Source organism: Alcanivorax sediminis (assembly GCF_009601165.1).
Classification (GTDB): Bacteria; Pseudomonadota; Gammaproteobacteria; order Pseudomonadales; family Alcanivoracaceae; genus Alcanivorax; species Alcanivorax sediminis.
The window spans coordinates 57,971-76,054 of sequence record NZ_WIRE01000001.1 but is presented as its reverse complement, the minus strand read 5'-3'; the positions used below and the strand labels follow the sequence as shown (position 1 = coordinate 76,054).

Below are 18,084 nucleotides of genomic sequence, written 5' to 3'. Positions count from 1 at the left end.
ACGCCGGATGCTGGACGTGAACCTCCTTGTGGATTTGCGGCTGGCCTCCGGCGTTCAGCGTCTGGCTAAGCCAAAGGCTTGATTATGTCCAAACGCGATTATTATGAAGTGCTGGGGGCAGCGAAAGACGCCAGCCAGCAGGACCTGAAAAAGGCCTATCGCCGTCTGGCGATGAAATACCATCCGGATCGTAATCCGGATGACCAGGAGGCGTTGGCCAAATTCAAGGAAGCCAAGGAGGCCTACGAAGTCCTGTCCGATGAGCAGAAGCGCGCGGCCTATGATCAGTTCGGCCACGCCGGCGTGAACGGCCAGGGCCAGGGCGGCTTTGGCGGTGGTGCCGGTGCGGGCGGCTTCGGTGACATCTTTGGTGATATTTTTGGCGACATCTTCGGTGGTGGCGGCGGCGGACGTCGTGGCCCTGCCCGTGGTGCTGATCTGCGTTACACCCTGGAGCTGAGCCTTGAGCAGGCCGTGCGCGGTTGCGAAGAAAAAATTCGCGTCCCCACCTGGGAAAGTTGCGACACCTGCCATGGCAGCGGTGCCAAAGAGGGCTCCAAGCCGGTGACCTGTTCCACCTGTGGTGGTGCCGGTCAGGTGCGTATGCAGCAGGGCTTCTTCACCGTGCAGCAGGCCTGTCCTACCTGTAAGGGTGAAGGCCAGATCATTGAAGACCCCTGTGGCAGCTGTGGTGGCCAGGGTCGGGTGCAAAACACCAAGACCCTGTCGGTGAAGATTCCGGCCGGTGTCGATACCGGTGACCGTATTCGCCTGGCGGGTGAAGGTGAAGCGGGCATGCACGGCGCGCCTTCCGGTGACCTCTATGTGCAGGTGGCGGTGCGTGAGCACGACATCTTCCAGCGCGACGGAACCAACCTGTATTGCGAGGTGCCGATCAGCTTTGTGGACGCGACCCTGGGTGGTGAGCTGGATGTGCCGACACTCAGCGGCAAGGTGAAGCTGAAGGTGCCGGCAGAAACCCAGACCGGCAAGATGTTCCGTCTACGCGGCAAGGGAGTGAAGTCGGTGCGCGGTGGTGCCACCGGTGACCTGCTCTGCAAGGTGGTGGTGGAAACCCCGGTGAAGCTGTCCAGTGAGCAGAAAGACCTGCTGCGCAAGTTCCAGGATTCGCTGGAAACGGGCGGTGACCGTCATAACCCGAAGAAGACCAGTTGGTTCGAAGGCGTAAAACGCTTCTTTGATGCCAAGTAAGTCGAGCCGTTAACCCGGCTACCAAAACGGAGCAGGCAAAACCTGCTCCGTTTTTTATGGACGATGGTGGGGTATCAGCAGGGTACTTTGATGGCGGACCTGTCAGGCCCGCAACGATATGGGCCATTGTTAAGGAGGAAAGTATCGCCTTTGGGTTTGGCGAGGTTTGCATGGCAGGATTTGCCATGCCTATAACAGTATTTGCACATGAGGGATGGGGCGCTATCGCTGCTAAGGTCGCGCGCTCCGTTGTAGCCATCTGATGCCGCCAAGGTTTCAAGGAGCCCCTCTTGAATCTCGCCCCCGTCTGGGAGTTTGTTACCCAGCGTTATCGCCTCACGACTTTTCTCAGCATGATGGTGCTCATCCTTGTCGCGGCGGGCGCCGCGAGATTGACGTTCACCCCTGATTTCAGAACGTATTTCAGCGACGACAATCCGCAGCTGCAAAGCTTTGAAGCGCTGGAAGACGCCTTCAACAAGCGTGATAACGTCAGCCTCATCCTGTCGCCAGTGAATGGCGATATCTATGATCCCCGGTTTCTTGCTCTGGTGGTCGAGTTGACGGAGCTTGCCTGGCAGACGCCTTACTCAAGGCGGGTGGATTCGTTAAGTAATCATCAGCACCTGCAAGCAACCGTTGAGGGGCTGAGTGCCAGTGACCTGATCGATGAAGGTGTCCTTGCCGACGAGCAAGCGCTGAGAGCGGTGCGTGATTACGCCAGCGAGGAAGAAACCTTACTGCACAGCATCGTCAGTCCCGACGGGAAAGCCACTGCGATCAACGTGACCTTAACGTTGCCAGCGGACAACGTGAAAGCCACCGGCGAGGTGGTGACGTGGTTAAGGGAACAGTTGGCGCCGATTCAGGAGGCCAACAAGGACAAGGCCACTATCCAGCTGTTCGGCAGTGCGGTGATTAACCTGGCCCTGGAAGAAGCCGTTGCTGGCGATCTCGCTCTTTTGATTCCCGTCAGCACTTTGCTGATGTATGTGCTGCTCGTGATCCTGCTGCGTAGCTGGACTGGCATGCTCATCACCATGAGTGTCATCACCCTTTCGATTGTGGCGGTTTTCGGCCTGGCGGGCTGGGCGGGGGGCGCACTCACGCCGGTGGCGGGCATTATTCCCAATATGGTGATGATCATCGCGGTGGCGGACTGTGTCCATTTGCTGGTGAGTTTTTATCACTATCTGAGTGAAGGGCAGGAGCGACGCGAGGCGGTGGTTAGCGCGTTGCGGATTAACTTCAAACCCATGCTGATCACCTCGGTCACCACCGCCATTGGCTTGCTGTGCCTGAATTTCAGTGAGGCACCGCCTTACCGGGCACTCGGCAACATGGCGGCGAGTGGTGCCCTGATTGCCTTCCTGCTCACGATCACTCTTGCCCCTGCGCTGATGTGCTGGCTGCCGCCTGGGCGCAAGAGCAGTCAGGGGCACGGCAGCGCCCGGCTGTACCCGGTGATGCAAAAGCTCGCGGATATGATCATTGCCCGGCGTTACCTCACCCTGGCCATCAGTGCTGCGGTGGTGGTGGTGTGCGCCAGCCTGATTTCGCAGAACAAGATGTATGAACGCTGGTATGTCTACTACGACGACTCGTTTGCTGTTCGCAAGGCCATGGAGTTCAGTGACGAACATTTGTCCGGTATCAACTTCATTCAGTACCGGATTGATGGGGTGGGCCCCGGCACCATCAATGATCCCGAGTATTTGCAGCAGCTCGATCAGCTGGTTGCCTGGATAGAGACGCAGCCCGGCGTCACCAACGTGGACAGTATTGTTCCGTCGCTACGCCGGGTGCACCGGTTGCTCAATACCGGTAGCGAGGACGACAGTCGTCTACCCGAAAGCAGAGAGCGTGCTGCGCAGAATCTGTTGCTCTATGAAATGTCGCTGCCCTTCGGGCTCGGCACGGATGAGTATTTGAATATTGACCGCTCGGCGGCGCGTATCGGGGTGTTTGTCCATAAAACCGATTCCCGCACCTTGCTGGCCCTGGACGAGACTATTCGTCGCTGGGCCGAGGGCAATACGCCGGTCTTGTCGCTCTCCGAAGGGACGGGGCTGGACATGGTGTTCGCCCATATCTCCGATCGCAACATGATCAGTCTGCTACAAGGTACCGCAATTGCGTTGGTGCTGATTTCCCTGTTGTTGGCTCCGGTGGTGCGCAGCTGGCGGATCGGCGTGGTATCGCTGGTGCCTAACCTGGTCCCGGCCCTGGTGGCCTATGGCATCTGGGGAATCACAGTGGGTTATGTGGATCTTGGTTTGAGTGTGGTCGCCTGCATGAGTCTCGGCCTGGTGGTGGATGACACCATTCACTTTCTCAGCAAGTACGTCCTTGCACGGCGTGAGTTGGGTAAGTCACCCGAGGATGCCATTCGTTATGCCTTTGGCACAGTGGGTACCGCGATGCTGGTGACGACCGTCGTGCTGGCAGCGGGTTTTGCCATTTTGGTGCTGTCGCCGTTTTCTCCTACCTGGGGAATGGGCGGGTTGTTGTCACTGACGATCGTGGCCGCATTGGTCTTCGATTTTCTTCTCGTGCCTCCACTCTTGCTGCTGGTGGATCGGGATCGATAACGGGTTTGGCTCGGTGGTTGCCGCGATAAGCATCGGGTCGAGAGCGACTCGGAGAGCGTCAGCGTTGCTGCTGCCGGGAAAGCAGATTTGTGGATAGCGAAATCGCTATCCGATGGGTTGGGATTATTGGGGTGAATGATCAATGAACGAAGAATCAGTATCACAGACATTGAAGGGCGCTGAAGAGAATGTGGGGTTGGGGCTCGATAGCCCGCTCTATCGTCGTGTGCTGGCGTGGATGAACGAGCGTTTTCCGTTCGCTAATGCATTGCTGTTTTTCATTCTGTACCTGAGCGCTGCCAGTGTGGCGCGGCTGCCCGATGCGGCACTGATCGGTTATGTGGATGTTGTCGGCTGTATCGTGACCTGGTCATTCTTCCTGCTGCTACGCATTTTTGACGAACATAAAGACTATGCGATTGATGTGCAGAACCACCCACAGCGTGTTCTGCAAAGTGGGCTCATCACCCTTTTTCATCTACGTGTTATGGGTGGCATCGCCATCGCCCTGCAACTCGCCTGGTCGCTGTATCGCGACGGAGGCTTGGGTTATGCCGCTGTGTCCTGGGGCGCGATGATGTTCTGGACATGCCTGATGGGGAAGGAATTCTTCTGCGGAGCCTGGCTTGAAAAACGTCTGACACTGTATGCCTTCAGCCACATGCTGGTCATGCCGCTGATCATTCTCTGGTTGGCAAAGATTGCGAATCCTCAGGCCGCCGTGGATACCAACATGATCATCCTCATGGTGCTTGGATTTGTTGGCGGCTTCTGCTTCGAAATTACCCGCAAGGCAAAGGGGGCAGAGGAGGAGCGGGCTACCATTGATTCCTACTCGAAAATTTTCGGGGTTAACGGGGTCAGCCTCATCATCCTGCTGCTGACCTTGATCATGCTGGTGCTGCAAATCTGGTTGATGCAGCGCATTGCGGGTGCCCTGCCCATCATTGCCTTGCTGCCTTCCTTACTGTGGTTGCTCTGTGTCTGGCTGGTGCTTTCCTATCGGAAGCGACCTACCGAATCAGCACGAAAAAAGAATGAAGCGATTGTGGCGCTTGTCATGTTGAGTAGCTACGCCTGCATCGCGGGTGAAGCCCTGTTCGTCGCTGCTTGAATCTCAGCAGATCACATCCAGAGAGGCCAGACATGAATTCCAGAGCACAAGCCGCCGTCCTCGTGACACCCAAGGCAACACACACCCGCGAAACCGACATTTCCCTCAGGCTATCGATGGACGGGCAGTCCCTGGTGGCGGCACTCATCAGCGTCGACAAACATCAACTGGTCGTCAGTGTTGAGAGTACATTGATTGACAGTCGTCACGCCGCCTGTGCCTGTGATGTAGAGATGGATGGGCAGCGATTCACTATCCCGGTACTGGAAATGTCTCCAGGGGCAAGCACGAAGGGCGGAATGCAGTTCGTGATGCAGCCGGGTGACTGTGAAGAAAGCCGGGCGAGACTTTGGCAGTTTGCCCGTCTTGTCCATACCCAGACGGTATTGGGGGAGCCCTGCCAAACCGACCCGCAAGCGTTGCCCAAAATACCTGGCCGCGGCCTGTACAGTGAAGAGGCACGTCAGGAGCGTCTGGCTTTCGCCCGTGAAGTGACCGGCGCCAGTCTGCAAGGTATTGCCGAAACCTCTTTCAATCCACGCAAATTGGTCAGCAACATCGAAGGGCTGATTGGCTCTGTGGAAATTCCGTTGGGCATTGCCGGGCCGTTGTATGTCACCGGGAAGCATGCCAGTGGGTACTACTATGCCCCGTTGGCTACCTCCGAAGGCGCGCTGGTGGCATCGGCGACGAGAGGTGCAACGGCCATGTCACGAAGTGGCGGTGTGCGTGCCCGCGTACTGGAGCAACGCATGCTGCGTGTGCCCATGTTTCAGCTTCAGGATTTGTCCCAGGCGCTGTTTTTCGCCGACTGGATCGCTGATCACAGCGAAGAAATTGCGGATCAGACGGCGCGATACTCCAACTATGCCCGGCTTCGTCAGGTTCGCCCGCAGGTCATTGGCCGCGCCGTGCATGTCCACTTTGTGTATGAAACGGGGGATGCGGCGGGACAGAACATGACCACCACCTGCACATGGCAGGCTTGCCAGTGGATCATGAGTCACATGCAGCAGCACCATGGCCTGCAGTTCGAGAATTTTCTGGTTGAATCAAACCTGTCCAACGACAAGAAGGTGACCTATCAGTCGTTCCTCAATGGGCGAGGAATTCGCGTTCTTGCGGAAACGGTGATTACGGCCAGGGATTGCGAGCAGGTGCTGAAAGTCACCCCGCAGCAACTGGTGCGGGCGTTTCATAATCTTCAGTCGGGCGGTATTGCTGCGGGCATGGTCGGCAGCAATATCAATGTGGCGAATATTGTCGCGGCCATGTTCACCGCTACAGGCCAGGATATTGCCTGTGTGCATGAATCCGCGATTGCTCACCTGAACATGGAAGTGACCGATCAGGGAGACCTTTATGCCACGATGACCCTGCCAAGCCTGGTGATTGGTACGGTCGGGGGTGGCACCAACCTGCCCCAGCAGCGTGAAGCGCTGGAATTGATGCAGTGTGCCGGTCCTGGTAATGCCCACAAACTGGCGGAAATTATTGCGTCGTTCTGTCTGGCGCTGGATCTGTCCACGTTATCGGCCATTGCCTGTGACCAGTTTGCCCGGGCGCATGAAAAACTGGGCAGAAACCGGCCAGTGGACTGGCTGCGCTCCGGTGAGCTGGACACCGCATTCTTTAACCGTCACGTGATGCGCGATGGCGAAGCCGCTTTCCTTGAATGTCAGCCGTTGCCCAGTAATAACAACGGCTCGTCGATCATTACGGAATTGACCTCGCATCGCATCAACAAGTTTATTGGCTTGCATGGTTTTCGACTCACGGATGAAAACAAGCGATCCCTCGACGTGATGACCAAGATCAAGCCCCTGGATGGTGAAGTGCTGTTGATGCTCAACAGCATGGCGGCGATGTGCGATGCCCGTCTGGCGCAAGAGTTCAACAAGAAGAAAGAGGATCTCGGGTTTACGGGGTGTCACCGCCGCGAACTGCAGGTGATGAGTCAGACGGACCCGCGCTTTACCCGTCATGCACCTGCAGTGCACGGCACGTTGGAGGATGCGGAACGGGAAATTTATCTGATCATTCAGGAAAAGCTTCAGCAGCTTGAGTTGATGGACAGCGCCGATGACATTTCTGGCTGGGGACAGGGGCATATTGAGGCGGCGATTCGCGGGATCGCTGAAGTTCACAGTATCTGGTTTGGCAAGGAAGACGAGTTGCTGGCCCAGGGTTGGGACATCGACGTGCCGGATGCCGAAGGCATGGAGGACAAGTTGCGACTCTGGGAACTGCTGGGCGCGCATGCCCGGGAAGAATTTCCGGAATGGTTCAGTGACCGTGACATGGAGCTGTTCCGTGCACGGGTGCGGAGTATCGGCGATTGGTGGAAGCAGATTGAGACGCTGCCCCGAACACTGATCCACAACGACTTTAATCCGCGCAATCTAGGCTTTCGACGTGATGCCGACGGTGCGCTTACCCTTTGTGCCTATGACTGGGAGCTGGCAACGCTGCAGTTGCCCCAGCACGACCTGGCTGAACTGTTGGCCTTTACGCTGCAAGACCCCACGCGTGAGCAGGTTGACCATTATGTGGAGTTGCATCGTACTCACCTGCAGGCCGCAAGCGGGCAGAGCATCGACCCGGAGCAATGGCGCCTTGGTTACCGGTTGTCCCTCAATGATCTGACGGTGAACCGTCTGCCGCTTTATCTGATGGCGCATACCTTCCGTGATTACAAGTTTATGCCCAGGGTAGCCGGAACCTTCCGTTCACTGCTGCAGTTGGAGGGGTTTGGCGTATGAATGCACTTATCGCATCCTCCCATGAGGCAGGCTTTCTCCCTCTGACCGAGATTGGGGGCAAGGCATCAAACCTGGCCTGGCTCAGCGACAATGCCTTCCCTGTTCCTGCCTGGTCAGTGTTGACGGTATCAGCCTTCCGACAGCAGCTGCGTAGTGAAGGGATTGATGCCTGGATTGAGCAGTGTATTGCCCGCATCGATTCAAAAGATCCCGCCTCCGTTGCTGATGCGGCTAGCCGCATTCAGGATCGTATTCTGGCTATGCCTCTGGATGCCGAGATCCGGGTGGCAATTGCCGACGTTATTGCCGGTCGTGAAGGGGTTCGTTTTGCGGTTCGCTCGTCCGTGGTGGATGAGGATGGCGATGCCGCCTCCTTTGCCGGGCAAATGGATTCGCAGTTGTACTGTCTGGGGCAAGAAGCCATTGAGAAAGCGGTGCTTGTGGTCATGGCCAGTGCGTTTAACGAGCGGGCACTGATTTACCGGCTTCACCGCGGGGTTTCGCTGGAGCATATCCAGGCGGCGGTGATCCTGCAGGAAATGGTCGACAGTGATGTGGCAGGGGTCATGTTTACCGCTCATCCGGTGACCGGAAGTCGTCGCCATGCATTGATCTCCGGGACATGGGGATGCGGTGAGGGCATCGTCTCCGGGCTGTGTGTGGCCGATGAATTTACGGTCGAACTGGATGGCTCTACCATTGATTCTACCATCCAGGAAAAAGATACCTACCTGGTGATGCATGACGGCGGGCACGGGACCGTCGAACGAGAGGTTGAGGAGCGTCGGCGGCTCCAGCCTGTGCTCACCACGGAGCAAATCATCGCGCTGCGAGATCTTGGCAAGCAGGTCGCCAATCTGAAACGGTTTCCCCAGGATATTGAGTGGGCTCTGAAAGATGGCGAGTTGTATCTCTTGCAGACCCGCCCGGTCACTTCGTTGCCAGCCAATACCAGCGTCAAAGCGCACCCCCTGGTCTGGGACAATTCAAATATTCAGGAATCCTATTGTGGCGTGACCACGCCGCTGACGTTTTCGTTCGCGCAGCGGGCCTATACCACGGTCTATACACAAACGTTGCGGGTGCTGGGAGTCAGGGAAGAGGTGATTGAGGCGCACCGTGGCATGCTGGAAAACATGCTGGCCTTTGTGCGTGGCCGTATTTATTACAACATCAACAACTGGTATCGGGGGCTGCTCTTCCTGCCGTCATTCTCGACGAACAAGGAAGATCTGGAGCGCATGATGGGGCTGCAGGATCCTGTCGATATGATCCAGGATCAAACCCTCACGTTCATCGAGAAACTGAAGCGGTTACCTCAGTTGCTGCGGGCGCTGATTCGCATGTTGTCCGGGTTCCGCAAGATGCCGCTGATGGTGGCTGACTTTCGACAGCATTTTGAGAATACCTATCAGGATTTTGATCGCAGTACCCTGCATACCCGGTCGCCAGGTGAGTTGATTCGTCTGGCTCGGCATCTCGACAAGGTGTTACTGGATAACTGGACGACGCCAATCATCAATGATTTTTATGTGATGATGAGCAATGGCAAGCTGCATCGCTTTCTGGTCAAGGCAGGCATCAGCGACCCGGGGATTATCCAGAATAATCTGCTCTCAGGTGAGGCGGAGATCGAAAGTACCGAGCCCACCAAAATGTTGCTCGGGATGTGTGACTATCTTCGGGAACGGCCTTCACTCAGACGCTTGGTGGTGAACGGCGATAATCAGGATATGCTCAAACGCCTCCGTCACGCCGATCCGAATTTTCATGCTTTGTGTCAGGAGTATATCGAGCGCTATGGCGACCGCGTGATGGGCGAGCTGAAGCTGGAGTCGATTACCTTGCGCCAGGATCCGGGGTTCATGTTCTCGGTGCTGCGTAATTTCCTCAGCCGGGATGACCTGACACTGGAGGCACTGAATAACCGTGAGTCGGCATTGCGCCATGAAACGGAAAATACCATTTTCCCGCAGGTGGAAGCTGCATTGGGGCGTCGTCAGCGCCGCAAGTTCGAGAATGTGCTGCAGCAATGCCGCAGTGCGATCAAACATCGTGAAAACATGCGTCTGGCCAGAACGCGTACCTTTGCACTGTATCGTGATATTTTTATCGAAATCGGCAACCAGCTGGCCTTCTACGGCAACCTCGATGCACCGCGGGATATCTTCTGGCTCACCGTGGACGAACTCTATGCCTGGAATGATGGGCGTGCCGTCCAGACAGACTGGAAGCCGCTGGTGGCTGCCCGTCAGGCAGAGTATCAGGGATATCACGATGAAGAGCCGCCGCACCATTTCATTACTCATGATGTGCCCTATCTTCACAATGAATACCGCTATCCCCACGAGCAAACCATTGATGAAGATGCCTCCACATTGCGTGGCATCGGCTGCTATCCCGGTGTGGTGGAAGGCAATATCCGGCTGATTTTCTCTCCGGATGACGAGCTGAACCTCAACGGTCAGATTCTTTGCACCGTGCGCACGGATCCCGGCTGGGCGCCGCTTTTTCCCACTGCCGGCGGGTTGCTGGTGGAACGGGGTTCCACGTTATCCCATTCCGCCGTGGTAGCCCGGGAGTTGGGGATTCCTGCGGTGGTCGGTGTGCCGGGGTTAACCGCCATCCTCAAGGATGGGGAAGCTGTGCGGATGGATGGTGCGGCGGGCACGATCCATCGTTGCGCCAGTGAGTTATCAGGTGAGGCTGACGATGCAGCCTGATGCCGGATCCTGGAACCCGGCGGAAGCACTGCCGGATGCGTTTTTGCAGCTGCCACAGCAACTCTTCGCCAATGATCTGCGCTGGATTCCGGAAAACCCTGCGGCAGTGCAGGCTGCATTTGCTCAAGGGAATCGCTGGTTTGACAGCAATCATGCCTGGCTCGGAGTGATACCGGGTGTCGCCCGTCTGGCGGGGTTCTGCTACCCGGATATGCGTATCGACGGTAAGCCTGCGGCCTTCTTCGGCTACTTTGACTGCCTGCCGGATTTACAGGCGTGCCGGACACTGTTTGCCGAGATGGAGCAGTGGGCTCGCTCGCAGGGCGCGCAGGTGGTTTATGGCCCGATCAATTTCTCCACCTTTGGCCACTATCGTTTGCGGCTGGACAATTTTAACCGGGCTCCTTTTGTCGGCGAGCCCTACAACCCCGAGTGGTATCCCGAGCTGGTACAGCAACTGGGCTATCAATTGAGTCACCAGTACAGTAGTGAGCTGCTTGGTGACACTCGCGTGCTGTTGACGGACGTGGGGGACAAATATGCAAGGCAGGCCGCGGCGCTGACTGACGATCTCACGCTACGGCCGCTCACCGCTGAGGTCTGGAACAGTAATCTGGATCAGCTTTATCCCTTGGTGCATTCCATCTTCGCGGACAACTTTGCCTTCACGCCTATTGATGAAGACAGTTTCAGGGGTGGCTTCTCACGATCGGTAACCCGGCAGCTATGTCCGAAGACATCTGTCGTCGCGTTTGATCACAATGAAAACATTGCCGGGTTCTTTCTCTGCTATCCCGATTATGCGCCGTTGACCAATCGCGCCAGCGATGGGCTGCTGTGCGCAGACACTGTCGGTTTTGATCAGCATGCCGATTTGTTGCCGAGCCCGCGCCGACTGATTGCCAAGACCGGTGGCGTGGCGCCGGCCTATCGCAACCGCAAACTGTTTTCCGTGTTGAGTGCATCTATTGCACTCAAATGCCCGGGTCACTATGAACAGGTCGTCGCGGCGACGGTGCGCGAAGACAATCTGTCCAGAAACTTTGCCAGCCGACATTGCACGAGCGGTCGAACCCATTACGGTCTGTTCTGTCGGGAGATCGCCTGAATGTTTCCGCTTCCCGATAGTGGCAACCTTGTCGAGTTGATCTGCCAGCAGATTGAGCGTGGCGGTGGCAGGCTAGCCATTCGTATTCCTGACATGGACGGCAATACGTTATTAGGCGAGGACAGTATCAGCTGGCGACAGCTCGGTGCGGAGATGGCTGCTTGTCAGCATGGGCTGCAACGGCTCGGGCTTGCTGTGGATGATCAGGTCGTGGTCGTACTGAAGCCCGGCTTGCGTCTTTATACCCTGACGCTGGCCTTGCTGGCCTCGGGGATGGTGCCGATCTTTGTGGATCCCGGCATGGGATTGAAAAAGGTTCGCCAGGCCATGGCCTCTGTCGAGCCGAAGCTGTTGATAACCTATCGGCACGTGCGGCGGTTTGCGAGATGGCTGCCGGAGTTGCGCAAGGTGCCAAGCCTGGTGGTGGATGGGCCAGCAGAACACAAGAACAGCCTGGCCGGATTGTACTTGCCGGTGGAGCAGGCTCTGCCGGTCTGCGTAGCCCGGGACAAGAAAGACATTGGTCTTATCACGTTCACCTCTGGAAGCACTGGGGCGCCGAAGGGTTCCAATCGCACCCATTACAGCCTCATTGCCCAGCACTTCACCCTGCAGGCGCACTTGCCGGCCAGCGCAAACGAAATCGAAATGCCCTGCTTGCCGGTATTGGTGATCCATAACCTCTGCAACGGCGTGAGCAGCATCCTGCCGCGGGTCTCGCTCAATGCGCAGGCGGCGGGCGATGGCATGCAATTATTGAAGCAGATGCAATCGGAGGGCATTACCCGATTGGCCTGTGCGCCGGCTTTTCTTGATGTGATCGCGGAGGCTGCATTGGCCAGAGGGGTGAGTGTGCCCACCTTGCACACCGTTGCCGTGGGTGGCGCTACAGTGCCTGCCGCTCTCTGTGACAAGGTCAGCCGTGCTTTCCCTCAGGCGCAGGTGCACATTGTTTATGGCTCCACCGAAGCGGAACCGATCAGCAGTATCACCGTACAGGAATGGTATAAGGCGGCTGCTGTCTCGGGGTACCGGGTTGGTCCCGCGGCGCATGGTTGTGAAATCTGTATCGCCAATCTTTCCGGGGAGATTGCTACGGAGGAGGCGCTGATGGCGCTGCGCCAGCCAGCAGGAAAAGTGGGTGAGGTTCTGGTCAGCGGTGAGCATGTTCTGGACAGTTATTACAATAATGACGCAGCCAATGCGGCCTTGAAGATTCCTCGTGCTCAGGGTGGGGTGTGGCACCGTACTGGAGACTGCGGCTACCTGGATGACCGGGGGCAACTGGTGTTGACCGGGAGACTGGGGGATCGCTTGCATTGGGATGGGGTGTGGCTGGATGTTTATCCGGTAGAACGCAGGCTGGATCAGTTGCCGGGTGTCCGGCGTAGTGCGCTGATTCAGGTCGGGCTGCATCACTATGTGTTTCTCGAGGCTGACAATACCGATCGCAAGACGCTTCACCAACAGGTCTCTGCAGCCCTTGTGGACATGGCCTGCCCGCCGATGACTCTGATCTGGCTGGACACCATGCCGGTGGATGGCAGGCACAACAGCAAGATTGACCGACCGCTGTTGCGTGAGCGTGCTGCGCGCTACCGATTCCGTCTGCGGCGCAGGTTTTTGCCGGTTGCGGGTGCCCACGAAAAGAGGCTGCTGCCATGAGTGGCCCCGTCTGGATTGTCCGCCTGAATCGCGTCGACATGATCACGCTGTCCGGAGTGGTAACGACCAGTCTCGCCGCCGTCCTGGTGGTGTCGGGCGAGTACTGGGCTGGCTGCGGTCTGCTGTTCATTGCCATGCTGGGGGATGCGCTGGATGGCTGGCTGGCCCGTGCCTGGGGTTTGAGCAGTGAGTTCGGGCGTTACCTGGACAGTTTTATGGATACGCTGATGTATCTGGTGGTGCCGGCGTTGTTGTTATACCTGTGGGGGCTGCAGGGCTGGCAGGGACTTCCGTTGATACTGATGATTGCCTGCGGGTCCATTCGCCTTGCGGTGTTCAACCAGATTGGCAACATCAGCAATGAGCAAGGTCAGAGCGCCTACCTTGGCATGCCGGTATTCTGGAGCCCTTTTATTGTGGCGGGTGTTCTGTTTCTGGACATCTGGCTGTCCCCCGGTATCTCCCGGTTAATAGCGGGTCTGGCTATTACCGTTTTTTCATTGTGCATGCTCTGGCATCGCCCGTTTTTCAAGTTCAGCTCATTGAGACAAATGGTCGCGCTGACCCTGAGTCTCGCGATGCTGTGTTTCTTCGCGGCCTGGAGTCTCTGATCTCATGGCGTTGATTGATACTCTCCGTCTGGTGTTGTTGCTACAGATCCCGATTGTATTTGGTGGGGTCATGCACATGGTCGCCGTGAAACGGCATTGGTTGCCAGGTCTGGTTCGCCCGGTTTCACCATCCTGCTTTGGAGCCAACAAAACCTGGCGGGGAATGCTGCTGGTGCCGATCTACAGCGGCGCAGGCGCGCTTATCTTGTGGCCACTGATGTGGCTGCAGCCGCAATGGTTGCCGTCCGCTCTGCAAGGCGGTGCCACATTGTTGTTGGCGGGGATGGCTGGCGGGTTGGGGTACGTGCTGGCCGAGCTGCCCAACTCCTTCATCAAGCGCCGACTGGGTGTCGCGCCGGGAGCAACTCCCCAGCGCCATCGCTCTCTTTATATCCTTGCCGACCAGGTGGATTCCGGTATCGGGGCTGGCCTTGCCTATTTCTGCTTCCCCGGCATTCCGCTCGGGGCAATGTTGCTCTACGTCGCAGTGTTTCCGCTGACGGCCCTGGTGGTGAAACGTTTTCTGTATCTCGGTGGGTTGAAGGCCTCTCCGGCCTGATGCCCGATAGCCTCCACTCCCCCGTCCGGGCCTACGCCAATGGGGCAGGGTGCAAAGCCCTGATCTAAGGCAATAAGCTTAAATTTGCACTCTTTCATTTTCGGGTTTTGGCCCCCCTGCTAGACTTGCGTAAAAAAACAACAACAAGAGTTCGTCATGACTATTCGCAATCTGGCATGGATGCTGGTGCTGGCGGTGTTGCCCCTGTGTTTTTCTTCGTGGGCGTCTGCGGCGCCAGTGGATCAGGCCTACGCACGCGCCAAGGCGACCTTTGCCCAGCGCTCTCCGCTACCGCTGGATGAGGCCGTGCTTGAGGCTCCCTGGGTGCAGGCACCGTTTGATCAGGCGCCCTTCACCTATACCTATGCTGAAATCGAGTCCAACTGGCCACGGTTCATGCGCGGCTTGCAGCTGCCGTTCCCTTCTCCGGAATACCTGAAATCCCGCTATCAGCGATTCCCGGCTTTGTATCGGGATCTGCGCTATCAGGACGATGACTGGGAGCAACACAGTCGTAATGTGCTCGAGGTGTGGCAGGCCTTCTTTCGCGGTGATCTTCGCCATGCCCGGGATCTGGGGCGCCAGTACGGCGGCTATGCGCGGGTGCCGGCGATGGTGTCGCAGATCATTTACGCCACCTACCTGGCACCAACGCAAACCCAGAAGCAGCAGCTGCTCCAGCAGACCATCAATGAGATGGCCTGGTTTGGGGAAAATGCCCCGGTGCTGCCCGGTGATGAGCCGCTGGAAGGGGATTACTGCATGGTGCGGCTGGGATTTGGTTATGCGGTGGCACGGTTGGCCGAAGATGAATCGGTGCCAGCCATGCTGCAGCGCAATTACGCCCCCATGGTGATCAATGCGGCCACCGAGATGTTGGGCGTGGAGCCGCAGCATCCGCTGGCGCTGTCGCTGTATGCGGCCTTTGAAGCCAATGTGTTGCGCCGGGTGGGCAAGGCGGCAGGGCGTCTGACGCTGGATGCGGATAGCCGGGATGCCACAGAACTGTTCGAAACGTCGGTGAAGAAGGTGCCGGATCTGGCCATTGTCCGCTACGAATATGCCAACAGCCTGCTGTATACCTTCCATGATGAGCGGGCCCAGCAGGCGATTGCCCAGCTGATGTTGGCGGCACAACTGCCTGCCGAGTATTCCATGGAATGGCTGGATCGGGCCTACGCCCGCAAGCGCCTGAAGGAAGTGCAAGCCTGGGTGGCCAGCGGCATGAGCTTTGGCCGTTTTGATCGCAAGCGGCGCAAATATATGGCCAAGGGCGACCGTAACCTCTACGCAGTGAATCAGCCGCCCTTTCTGGTAAACTAATTCGCCTGATGCCGGACGCCAGACGCCGGACGCTTGCAGGGCTCTCAGTGAGGGCGCAGGCGTTCTGCCTCTGGCGTCCGCCTTTATGATCAAGGAGACAGCATGAAAGTAGGCATTATCGGCGCTGCGGGTCGCATGGGTCGTATTCTTATCGAGGCCACCATTGCCAACCCGGATACCACGCTGGCGGCAGCGGTGGATGTGCCCGGTTCCAGCCTGATTGGTGCGGACGCCGGAGAGCTGGTGGGGCAGGGCACCGCGGGTGTGGTGCTGGCCGATGACCTGGCGGCGGTGGTGAACGACGCTGATGTGTTTATCGACTTCACTGTGCCGGAAGCCACAGTGAAGAATGTCGAGGTGTGCCGTGCGGCCGGGACCAAACTGGTCATTGGCACCACTGGCCTGAGCGACGAGCAGATCGCCGGCCTGCGCGCGGCCAGTGAAGAGATCGCCATCTGCTACGCACCCAACTACTCCATTGGTGTGAATCTGTGCTTCAAGCTGTTGGAAACTGCGGCGGCCGTACTGCAGGACGAGGTGGATATCGAGGTGATCGAGGCTCACCATCGTCACAAGATTGATGCGCCCTCCGGTACCGCCCTGCGGATGGGGGAAGTGGTGGCTCAGACCCTCGGCCGTGACCTCAAGGAAGTGGCAGTATTTGGCCGTGAAGGCCGCACCGGTGAGCGCGATCGCAAGACCATTGGCTTCGAGACCATCCGTGCGGGCGACATCGTGGGCGACCATACTGTGCTGTTCGCGGCTGATGGCGAGCGGGTGGAGATTACCCATAAGGCCTCCAGCCGTATGGCCTTCGGCCGTGGTGCAGTGCGTGCCGCAGCCTGGTTGGGCGGTCAGGACAAGGGGTTGTTCGACATGCAGGACGTGCTTGGCCTGGCGGGCGAGTCCGCGGGCTGGGGCAAGGGCTGAAGTAAACATCGACCGCAGGAGCCTGCCTTTAGGGGATTATCGCTTGCAGGCAAGCTCCTGCGGCGGGTTGCCCGGCGTGTTGCATGTTGCATGCCGCGTGTCAGCGGCTTTAGACGTGACATTTGTTTCCCGAGGCCCTAGAATAGCGCGCAGCCCGTGATGGGCGTGTGGGGCGCACGAATGAAGAATTCTACGAAAAAGCGAGATGGAGCAATCCATCTCGCTTTTTTGCGAGCAGCCGGCAGCGCTGTAACTGCCAGTGCGCGTCCCACCGCATATCTCCCTAATTTCTTGCCAGCCTGGAGGTTGCGTTGACGGTTCCCGCCATTCTCGCTCTCGAAGACGGAAGCATCTTTCGAGGTGTTGCTATCGGTGCCACGGGTCAAACCGTGGGTGAAGTGGTGTTTAACACCGCAATGACCGGCTACCAGGAGATCCTGACGGATCCCTCCTACGCCAAACAGATTGTGACCCTGACCTATCCGCATATCGGCAATACCGGTGTGACTGCGGAAGACGAAGAGTCCTCGCAGATCTGGGCCTCTGGCCTGGTGATCCGCGATCTCGCCATGACGGTCAGCAACTGGCGTAGCCAGCAGTCCCTGCCGGATTATCTGCGAGCGAACAACATTGTTGCCATCGCGGACATCGATACCCGCCGCCTGACCCGCATCCTGCGTGACAAGGGTGCCCAGAATGGCTGCATCATTGCCGGTGACAACCTGGACGAAGCCCAGGCGCTGGAAGCGGCCAAGGGGTTCCCCGGCCTCAAGGGCATGGACCTGGCCAAGGAAGTGACGGTCAGCGAGTCCTACACCTGGACAGAGTCCACCTGGGATCTGGAAGACGGTCACACCGAGCAGAAAGAGGCCCGCTTCAATGTGGTGGCCTACGACTACGGTGTGAAGCGCAATATCCTGCGTATGCTGGCGGAGCGTGGTTGCAAGCTGACCGTGGTTCCCGCCCAGACCCCGGCATCTGAAGTGCTGGCCATGAATCCGGACGGCATTTTCCTGTCCAACGGCCCGGGTGACCCGGAGCCCTGCGACTACGCCATTGAGGCAATCAAGGAAATCGTGGCCACGGGCAAGCCGGTATTCGGCATCTGTCTCGGTCACCAGCTGCTGGCGCTGGCCAGCGGTGCCAGCACCATGAAGATGGGTACTGGCCACCATGGTGCCAACCATCCGGTGAAGACCCTGGAAGACGGCACGGTGATGATCACCAGCCAGAACCACGGTTTCGCAGTGGACATGGATAACCTGCCGGACAACCTGAAGGTGACCCATGTATCCCTGTTCGATGGCACCCTGCAGGGCATCCATCGCACCGACGTACCGGCCTTCAGCTTCCAGGGGCACCCGGAAGCCAGCCCAGGTCCGCACGATTGCGCACCACTGTTCGATCATTTCATCGAACTGATGGAAGCCAAGTAAGACACGCCAGAGCCTGACCCGGCCAAGGCCGGGTCCCGATGCAGCCATTA

General features: G+C 57.9%; 12 protein-coding genes. All 12 read left to right on the top strand.

Annotated elements, in window-relative coordinates:
• Positions 1-84 precede the first annotated feature (84 nt).
• The 12 genes from dnaJ (at position 85) to carA (ending at position 18,034) form a co-directional block, all read left to right on the top strand.
• Positions 85-1,212: a molecular chaperone DnaJ gene (gene dnaJ, locus GFN93_RS00325; RefSeq protein WP_153498469.1), complete on the top strand. Its 1,128-nt coding sequence runs from the start codon at positions 85-87 to the stop codon at positions 1,210-1,212.
• A gap of 290 nt (positions 1,213-1,502) precedes the next feature.
• Entirely contained in the window at positions 1,503-3,803 is a 2,301-nt protein-coding gene (locus GFN93_RS00320; protein WP_153498468.1) for an efflux RND transporter permease subunit, read from the top strand.
• Positions 3,804-3,945: 142 nt separating this feature from the next.
• Positions 3,946-4,917, top strand: a complete 972-nt coding sequence (locus GFN93_RS00315; protein ID WP_194285722.1) for a UbiA prenyltransferase family protein — start codon at positions 3,946-3,948, stop codon at positions 4,915-4,917.
• Positions 4,918-4,949: 32 nt separating this feature from the next.
• The gene (locus GFN93_RS00310) at positions 4,950-7,679 is read left to right on the top strand and encodes a phosphotransferase (RefSeq protein WP_153498467.1); all 2,730 of its coding nucleotides are present in this window, start codon (positions 4,950-4,952) and stop codon (positions 7,677-7,679) included.
• A complete protein-coding gene (locus GFN93_RS00305) occupies positions 7,676-10,402 on the top strand; it encodes a phosphoenolpyruvate synthase (RefSeq protein ID WP_153498466.1) in 2,727 nt (908 codons plus the stop codon). The genes GFN93_RS00310 and GFN93_RS00305 overlap by 4 nt, the downstream gene beginning before the upstream one ends.
• Positions 10,392-11,510, top strand: a complete 1,119-nt coding sequence (locus tag GFN93_RS00300; RefSeq protein ID WP_153498465.1) for a hypothetical protein — start codon at positions 10,392-10,394, stop codon at positions 11,508-11,510. The genes GFN93_RS00305 and GFN93_RS00300 overlap by 11 nt, the downstream gene beginning before the upstream one ends.
• A complete protein-coding gene (locus GFN93_RS00295) occupies positions 11,511-13,175 on the top strand; it encodes an AMP-binding protein (protein ID WP_153498464.1) in 1,665 nt (554 codons plus the stop codon).
• Positions 13,172-13,786 carry a CDP-alcohol phosphatidyltransferase family protein gene (locus tag GFN93_RS00290; RefSeq protein WP_153498463.1) on the top strand — a complete coding sequence of 205 codons (615 nt, stop codon included), beginning with the start codon at positions 13,172-13,174 and terminating at the stop codon, positions 13,784-13,786. The genes GFN93_RS00295 and GFN93_RS00290 overlap by 4 nt, the downstream gene beginning before the upstream one ends.
• Before the next feature lie 4 nt (positions 13,787-13,790).
• Positions 13,791-14,345 (top strand): cytidylyltransferase family protein, encoded by a 555-nt coding sequence (locus GFN93_RS00285; protein WP_153498462.1) that lies wholly within the window; start codon positions 13,791-13,793, stop codon positions 14,343-14,345.
• A 156-nt stretch (positions 14,346-14,501) separates the two neighbouring features.
• The gene (locus GFN93_RS00280; RefSeq protein ID WP_235901605.1) at positions 14,502-15,668 is read left to right on the top strand and encodes a hypothetical protein; all 1,167 of its coding nucleotides are present in this window, start codon (positions 14,502-14,504) and stop codon (positions 15,666-15,668) included.
• A 102-nt stretch (positions 15,669-15,770) separates the two neighbouring features.
• Positions 15,771-16,598: a 4-hydroxy-tetrahydrodipicolinate reductase gene (dapB, locus tag GFN93_RS00275; protein WP_153498461.1), complete on the top strand. Its 828-nt coding sequence runs from the start codon at positions 15,771-15,773 to the stop codon at positions 16,596-16,598.
• A 311-nt stretch (positions 16,599-16,909) separates the two neighbouring features.
• Entirely contained in the window at positions 16,910-18,034 is a 1,125-nt protein-coding gene (carA, locus tag GFN93_RS00270) for a glutamine-hydrolyzing carbamoyl-phosphate synthase small subunit (protein ID WP_153498460.1), read from the top strand.
• The last annotated feature ends 50 nt before the right edge of the window (positions 18,035-18,084 follow it).

Coding starts and splice junctions, on each gene's coding strand:
- GFN93_RS00305 (WP_153498466.1), top strand. CDS start 7,676: ATGAATGCACTTATCGCATCCTCCCATGAGGCAGGCTTTCTCCCTCTG.
- GFN93_RS00310 (WP_153498467.1), top strand. CDS start 4,950: ATGAATTCCAGAGCACAAGCCGCCGTCCTCGTGACACCCAAGGCAACA.
- GFN93_RS00285 (WP_153498462.1), top strand. CDS start 13,791: ATGGCGTTGATTGATACTCTCCGTCTGGTGTTGTTGCTACAGATCCCG.
- GFN93_RS00290 (WP_153498463.1), top strand. CDS start 13,172: ATGAGTGGCCCCGTCTGGATTGTCCGCCTGAATCGCGTCGACATGATC.
- dapB (WP_153498461.1), top strand. CDS start 15,771: ATGAAAGTAGGCATTATCGGCGCTGCGGGTCGCATGGGTCGTATTCTT.
- dnaJ (WP_153498469.1), top strand. CDS start 85: ATGTCCAAACGCGATTATTATGAAGTGCTGGGGGCAGCGAAAGACGCC.
- GFN93_RS00300 (WP_153498465.1), top strand. CDS start 10,392: ATGCAGCCTGATGCCGGATCCTGGAACCCGGCGGAAGCACTGCCGGAT.
- GFN93_RS00315 (WP_194285722.1), top strand. CDS start 3,946: ATGAACGAAGAATCAGTATCACAGACATTGAAGGGCGCTGAAGAGAAT.
- GFN93_RS00295 (WP_153498464.1), top strand. CDS start 11,511: ATGTTTCCGCTTCCCGATAGTGGCAACCTTGTCGAGTTGATCTGCCAG.
- GFN93_RS00280 (WP_235901605.1), top strand. CDS start 14,502: ATGACTATTCGCAATCTGGCATGGATGCTGGTGCTGGCGGTGTTGCCC.